7 protein-coding genes are annotated in these 6,738 nt (G+C 65.2%); 6 read left to right on the forward strand and 1 reads right to left on the reverse strand.

The window, feature by feature from the left end; translation table 11 throughout:
• Positions 1 to 118 precede the first annotated feature (118 nt).
• From AB4Z01_RS35580 to soxA, 5 genes are all read left to right on the forward strand, one after another.
• Positions 119 to 1,375, forward strand: coding sequence for an FCSD flavin-binding domain-containing protein (locus AB4Z01_RS35580; RefSeq protein WP_441701497.1), 1,257 nt, complete (start codon positions 119 to 121; stop codon positions 1,373 to 1,375).
• 5 nt (positions 1,376 to 1,380) lie between these two features.
• A complete protein-coding gene (soxX, locus tag AB4Z01_RS35585; RefSeq protein WP_441701498.1) occupies positions 1,381 to 1,803 on the forward strand; it encodes a sulfur oxidation c-type cytochrome SoxX in 423 nt (140 codons plus the stop codon).
• 219 nt (positions 1,804 to 2,022) lie between these two features.
• Complete coding sequence (locus tag AB4Z01_RS35590) at positions 2,023 to 2,475, forward strand: SoxY-related AACIE arm protein (protein WP_441701499.1); 453 nt, start codon at positions 2,023 to 2,025, stop codon at positions 2,473 to 2,475.
• Complete coding sequence (soxZ, locus tag AB4Z01_RS35595) at positions 2,472 to 2,792, forward strand: thiosulfate oxidation carrier complex protein SoxZ (protein ID WP_441701500.1); 321 nt, start codon at positions 2,472 to 2,474, stop codon at positions 2,790 to 2,792. Before AB4Z01_RS35590 ends, soxZ begins: the two co-directional genes overlap by 4 nt.
• On the forward strand, positions 2,792 to 3,565 hold the full coding sequence (gene soxA, locus AB4Z01_RS35600) for a sulfur oxidation c-type cytochrome SoxA (protein ID WP_441701502.1): 774 nt from the start codon (positions 2,792 to 2,794) through the stop codon (positions 3,563 to 3,565). Before soxZ ends, soxA begins: the two co-directional genes overlap by 1 nt.
• Positions 3,566 to 3,806: 241 nt before the next feature.
• Here the strand turns inward: soxA and AB4Z01_RS35605 are convergent, their stop codons facing one another.
• Positions 3,807 to 4,364 (reverse strand): GNAT family N-acetyltransferase, encoded by a 558-nt coding sequence (locus AB4Z01_RS35605; protein WP_441701504.1) that lies wholly within the window; start codon positions 4,362 to 4,364, stop codon positions 3,807 to 3,809.
• Positions 4,365 to 6,487: 2,123 nt separating this feature from the next.
• On the opposite strand from AB4Z01_RS35605, the gene AB4Z01_RS35610 reads away from it, so the two are divergent.
• Positions 6,488 to 6,738 (forward strand): hypothetical protein (locus tag AB4Z01_RS35610; protein WP_441701506.1); only part of this gene is annotated, 251 nt, incomplete at its 3' end.

The following is a 6,738-nucleotide window of genomic DNA, read 5'->3' on the forward strand; positions in this document are numbered from 1 at the left end:
GCCATGGCCGCCTTCCGCAGCGGCGCGCGGCCGGCGACGGTGATGGATCGGATCGCCAAAGGCTTCACCGATGACGAAACGCGTGCGATCGCGGACTGGCTCGCCGGAAGGCAAGACCATGCCCGGCCGTAGGGCCGTCCTGCGCGGCCTCGCGGCCGGCGGGGCCGCGCTCTGGGCTCCTTCCGTGCTGGGGCAGGGCCGGGCGCAAGTGGTCGTGGTCGGCGGCGGCTTCGGCGGGGCCAGCTGCGCCCGCGCCCTGCGCCGCCGCGACATCGCGGTGACGCTGGTGGAGCCGGAGGAGCGCTTCACCGCCTGCCCGTTCAGCAACGAGGTGATCGCGGGGCTGCGCGACCTCGACGCCCAGCGCTTCGGCTATGACGGGCTGCGGCGGGAGGGTGTCGAGATCGTGCACCGCAGCGCCGTCGCGGTCGATCCAGCGGCCCGGCGGGTCCGGCTCGACGACGGCTCGGACCTCGCCTATGACCGGCTGGTCCTGGCGCCGGGCATCGAGCTGCGCTTCGACGCCCTGCCCGGCTACGACCAGGCCGCCGCCGAGGCGATGCCGCATGCCTGGAAAGCGGGCGAGCAGACGCTGCTGCTTCGGCGGCAGCTGGAGGCGATGCCGGATGGCGGCGTGGTCGCCATCGCCGCCCCGGCCAACCCGTTCCGCTGCCCGCCCGGGCCGTATGAGCGGGCCAGCCTGATCGCGCATTACCTCAAGACCCGCAAGCCGCGCTCCAAGCTGATCGTGCTCGACGCCAAGGACGCCTTCTCGAAGCAGCGGCTGTTCCAGGCGGCCTGGGACGCGTTGTATCCGGGGCTGCTGGAATGGGTGCCGCTGTCCTCCGGCGGGCGGGTGACCGAGGTCGATGCCGCGACGAGGACCCTGGTCACCGAATTCGGCAGCCACCGCGCCGATGTCGCCAACGTGATCCCGCCGCAGCGGGCCGGCGCCATCGCCCAGGCCGCCGGCGTCGCCGACCAGACCGGCTGGTGCCCGATCGACCCGGTCACCTTCGAATCCCGGCTGCAGCCCGGCATCCATGTGATCGGCGACGCCGCCATCGCCGGTGCCATGCCGAAATCCGCCTTCGCCGCCAACGCCCAGGCGCAAATCTGCGCCGCCGCCGTCGCCGGCCTGCTGCGCGGCGAGGTGCCGGCGGAGCAGAAGCTGGTCAACACCTGCTACAGCCTGGTCGCGCCGGGCTACGGCATCTCGGTCGCCGGGGTGTACCGGCCGGCCGACGGCCTGCTGCGCGAGGTCGAGGGCGCCGGCGGCACCAGCCCGCTCGACGCGCCGGCGGAATTCCGCGAGCTGGAGGCCCGCTACGCCGAGGCCTGGTTCCAGACCATCACCGGATCGGTGTTCGGATGAGAGGGGTGACCCCTCTGGTCCTGGCCGCGCTCGCCGCAGCGCCGGCGGCCGCGGAGCCTTACGCGGTCAAGGGCGACGCCATCCCGCAATCGCTGACCGGGCGGCCCGGCGACCCGGCCCGGGGCCAGGCGCTGATGCAGGACCGGCAGCGCAGCCTGTGCTCCCTGTGCCATGCCGGCCCCTTCACCCCGGCCCACCAGCAGGGTACCTTGGCGCCGGACCTGCAGGGCATCGGCGCGCGGCTGAGCGAGGGCCAACTGCGGCTCAGGGTGGTCGACATCAAGCGCCTGGTCCCGGACTCGATCATGCCGTCCTACGCCCGGACCGAAGGCTTCGCGCGCGTCGCCACGGCCTGGCAGGGCAAGCCGGTGCTGACGGCGGCGGAGATCGAGGATGTGATCGCCTATCTCGCGACGCTGAGGGAGTGAGCGATGGCACGGCGTAATCCTGTCCCCGCCCTCCCAGACAAAATAAGTCCCCCCTCCCCTTGCGGGAGGGGGGCAGGGGGAGGGGTCTGCGCGCGTCCGCGCGCGAATGCGCAGGGCACAGAACTCGCCGCCCGCGCGGAGTGGCCGCAGTCCGGGCCGGAGACCGGCCTCGAAAACCCCCTCCCCCTATCCCCCTCCCGCGAGGGGAGGGGGGACTCGATGGTTTTTGCCCGCCGCGGCGTGCTGACGGCCGGCGCAGGGCTCCTCGCCCTGGTGCTGGTCCCCTCGCCGGCCCGCGCCCGCCCGTCGCTGCAGGACGCCATCCTCGGCTTCGCCGGCGGAGCCGAGATCCGGCCGGGCCGGATCAAATTCGACATCCCGCCGCTGGTCGAGAACGGCAATGCCGTCGGCGTCACGGTGGCGGTGGACAGCCCGATGACCGCGGCCGACCACGTCCGCCGCATCGGCCTGTTCAACGAGAAGAACCCGCAAGCGGACATGGTGGTGTTCCATCTCGGCCCCCGCTCCGGCCGGGCCAGCGTCTCGACCCGGCTCCGCCTCGCCACCTCGCAGACCATCGTCGCCCTGGCCGAGATGAGCGACGGCAGCGTCTGGTCGGCCGAGGCCGATGTGATCGTGACGCTGGCCGCCTGCATCGAGGACCTGTCGTGACCCGCGCCCTGATCAACGCGCCGAAGACCGCGCGCCGCGGCGAGGTCATCGAGATCAAGGCGATGATCGCGCACAAGATGGAGACCGGCTACCGCCTCGGCCCGAACGGCCAGACCATCCCGCGCGACATCATCCACCGCTTCGCCTGCACCTATGACGGCGTCGAGGTGTTCTCGGCCGAGCTGTTCCCGGCGATGTCGGCCAACCCCTTCATCGCCTTCACCACCGTGGCCACGGAATCGGGGACGATTGACTTCGCCTGGACCGCCGATGACGGCACGGTCGAGCGGGCCGCGGTCGAGATCACCGTCACCTGATGCGGGCACGGTCGTGCCGGACGCTCCTGCTGCTCGGCATGGCCCTGGCTGTGAGCGGCGAGGCCCCGGATGCCGACCGGCGCTCGGGCTTCGACTTCATGGCGCCGGAGACGCAGGCGCTGCAGCGCGACGACAGCAGCAATCCCGGCATGCTGTGGGTGCTGGAGGGCGAGGCGCTGTGGCAGGAGCCCGCGGGCCCCGCCGGCGCCAGCTGCGCCGCCTGTCAYGGCGACGCGGGCGAGAGCATGCGCGGCGTCGCGGCGCGCTACCCGGCCCTCGACACGGCAAGCGGCCGGCCGATCGACCTGCAGGGCCGGATCAGCCAGTGCCGCCAGGCGCGGCAGGGCGCCGAACCCGTCGCCACAGAAAGCCAGGAACTGCTGGCGCTGACCACGCTTGTCGCCCACCAGTCGCGCGGCACGCCGGTCGAGCCGGTCTCGGACCCGCGACTGACGCCCTTCGTCGAGGAGGGCCGCCGGCTGTTCGAGCGGCGGATCGGCCAGCTCGACCTGTCCTGCGCCGCCTGCCACGACCAGCGCTGGGGCCAGAAGCTGGGCGGCAGCGTGATCCCGCAGGCGCACCCGACCGGCTACCCGATCTACCGCCTGGAATGGCAATCGGTCGGGTCGCTGCAGCGGCGGATGCGCAACTGCATGATCGGCGTGCGGGCCGAGCCCTACGCCTTCGGCGCGCCGGAATTCACCGCCCTCGAGCTGTATCTGCACTCCCGCGCCGAAGGCCTGCCGGTCGAGACGCCAGGGGTGCGGCCGTGACGCCGGGGTTGCGGCTGCCACTGTGGAACCGCCATCGCAGCAGTATCGGCGCGTTCTCAATCGTCCTGGCTGACGGAGAAGGGCGGTTTGCGGAGGTGAGGAGAGGCGCAGCGTCGCAGCAGTTCGTGACCGCAAAGGGTGAACAGCGGCCATCGCGCCGGGCTCCCGAGAGCGGACATGTCCCGATTCGACCCTTTGCGGACTCCGTCGGCCAACGCCCACGCGGGTAACAACCCTACTTCTAGCCGTGGCCCGATTTTGTTGCTCTGCGCAAACGTCGCAGATCGTCTATTTCCCACATATATTCCAGTTCATTTACTTTCTTAGATCCAAAGGACCGAGGTGCGAGTGTTAGAAACTGCCCTCCCATATACTCATAAAATGCGCTACTTGGATGATCGATGAACGAACGTGCTAATAAATCTCTTCTACCACGTTTCTGATGCTCGGCGGCAAACGCCCAGAAAAGCTCGGCGCCAATTCCAAATCCTTGGTAGCGCGGAAGGACACACAAATCCTCTAGGACGCTTCGGTTGAACTGATTCAAACCCTTTCGAGGTGCACCGTAGGCAAGGCCAATAATTTGCTGTTGAGATCCATCTATGGCTGCAAAACAGAAGGATCCGGGAACAATTATTGCCTGCCTGCGGCTCTCCCTTTCCTTCTCGGGGGTGAGGGCTTCAAGAAAATCATCTGGAAAATACCCACGATACCCAAATCTTACGGCATTCACGACGACGCGCGCCAAGCCGTCGAGATCCGCTTCAAGCGCTTCTCGGATAGCGAATTGCCCGATCATAACTCGTCTGTATCACGGGCCATTAGTCAGGCCCAGTGCGGACAAGACTTCCGCTTTCCGCCCTTCGCGGACGGCCAGCCCGGCTGCGGGGTGCCTGAAACCGGCCATTCGACTCGGCGCCTCGAAGCGGACACGACCGCACGCGACCCTTTCCCGCCGTACGCAGATAGGTCAGAATTGAATGGTCGTACACCGTCGGTTGACATCGTGAGTCGCGCGCTTTCTGGACTATGGTTGTAGAATCAGATGCAATTGCTGAGTTGCGCATCATGCAGTCGATGTTTTCATGGATTCTGTCGGTCGTCATTCCGTTGGGAGTGTTGTGCCTTTTTTTGATGAAGCGACGAATTTTCGATCGACTTAACCGGAATCAAACGTGGATGCATGAAAGAAGCGAAACTTATGCGCTAGTAAAGTATCTATATTTTCTAACAACTTTCTTCATGGTAATCGCGGCGACATTCTCTATGTTCAGTGCAGTAACAATGATCTCCGGTTTTGATCGAGAGGACATTAGAAATCTTCTGATTTGTCTTGCTGTCCTTCTGGGGGCATATGTGTTTCGTCGGCTAGTTGCGCGATGCTTTATTGAATGGGAGGAGCGGTGGCCCAACTAGGACGAGCCGGTTGCATCCTCATTATCCGATCAGAGCGCTGGGTCTCTACGGAGGCCGCTTTCCGCCCTTCTCGGCCACCCGAGCCGGCAGCGGGCGACCCTATGCGGACATGTGGTGCTGTCGCGATCGTCGCGGCGACCCCTCGCCTCAGCGGAAATCGCGCAACTTTATTGGGTCAAATATGAGTCAACCACGGCGCCCGTGACCCTTTCTATTATTACAACAGGTCCCCCGCCAATGCAGAAACTTGATGGATCTTCATTTTTGCAAAGATAATGAATCGCCACAGTCTGTTTGCCTTCACCTAAATTTCTCGAAAACTTATTCAGATTCAAACCCGGATAACGCATCCGCACGAAATCGTCCGACGCTATTACAAATTTCCTGTAGTCACTAAACTCAACCGTGCCGGCGGAACACACGATCCACACAATTGATGCGGTCGCGATGGATTTCCACTTCTTCGCAGGCATACGATCACCATTTGGCAACGCCTAAAGGCGAATGTACACCGCGGCGAGCTCCCACTCCAAGGGGCCACCGTCCGCTTTCCGCCCTTTGCCGTCGGCCCGGCCGAATCGCAGGCGCCCGGAACCGGCCATTGCAGCGTCGCTTTGCTAGCTACTTCCCCGGGAAGGGACCCTTCATCGACCGGTTGAGGCTCGGAGTAGCGGCGCAGAGAGTGGTCACTACCTCTCTTCGACCGTCCGTATCAAGATCGGCCCCCTTGGCAACAGTATCATTTATGCAACTAATCACCTCATTGTATTCCGTCTCATCACAGCCGAGATCGCCTACGGTCGATTGGCGTTCAATTTCCAGTATTTGGCTTTTCCGCTCCTGGTCAGCGGAGGACCTTTGATCACCCATCCTTGACGCAGCCAAATCATTGGTGTGGTGGCGAGCCACGACACGGATGATCTTATCGCAGTACCCGTCTTGAGCCTGGACTTTGCCGCCAAGGCACCCGGCAGCGAATGCAAGTGCGAGTACGCTGGCCCTCCTCACCATAGCCGTTCCCTCCTCAAACTGCCGAAGCATGGAATCGCTGACCGCGGCCTGTCCAACGATTGGTCGGCGCCGGACAACGAGTGGCGCCAATTTCCGCAATCCGCCCTTCTCGGACGGTCTGGCCGGATGGATCGCGCCAGAAACGGCCTCGGATTGGCCTTCTCCGGATACTCGCACACACGCCGTTGGGGTGGGATCGATGTAGATCCAGTCCGCCGGGTGCCGAGTCCGCTTTCGGGCATGGTCGGATCGCAGGAGATGTCCGCTTCGCGGAAGCCAGCAGCGCCAGCGATCGTCCGCAATGAGCCGAATCCGGACCAGAGGAGAGGCGCGATGAAGTCACCCTTGGTCAAGTCCAGCCATGTCCGCTCTCGGGAGCTCGGGGAGGTCATTGTGGTTCACTCTTCACGGGCAAGCCTCTATCCGGCATCGGGCAGAGTCAGTTAACACATTGTGCAATTGTATTAATCGGCGACTGCGTTCATGCTATGTTCCATGAACAAGGCGCAGACCGATTCGGCGACGGAGGCCTCGGCCGCTCCGCAGGAGGAGCGGGCGGCGGATCTGTGCGTGGTGGCGGAGCTGGTCGAGATCCAGATGTCGATCGCCCGGGCGACGCAGCAGGAGGCGCTGCAGGCGCCGCAGCCCGGGGTCGACTATTGCCAGCGGATCGCCACCGTCTCGCGCGCCGTGCGGCTGACCCTGCTGCTCAAGGACAAGCTGTCGCGTCAGGCCGAGGAGAAGCG

It is taken from the genome of Inquilinus sp. YAF38 (assembly GCF_052113205.1).
Taxonomy (GTDB): domain Bacteria; phylum Pseudomonadota; class Alphaproteobacteria; order DSM-16000; family Inquilinaceae; genus Inquilinus.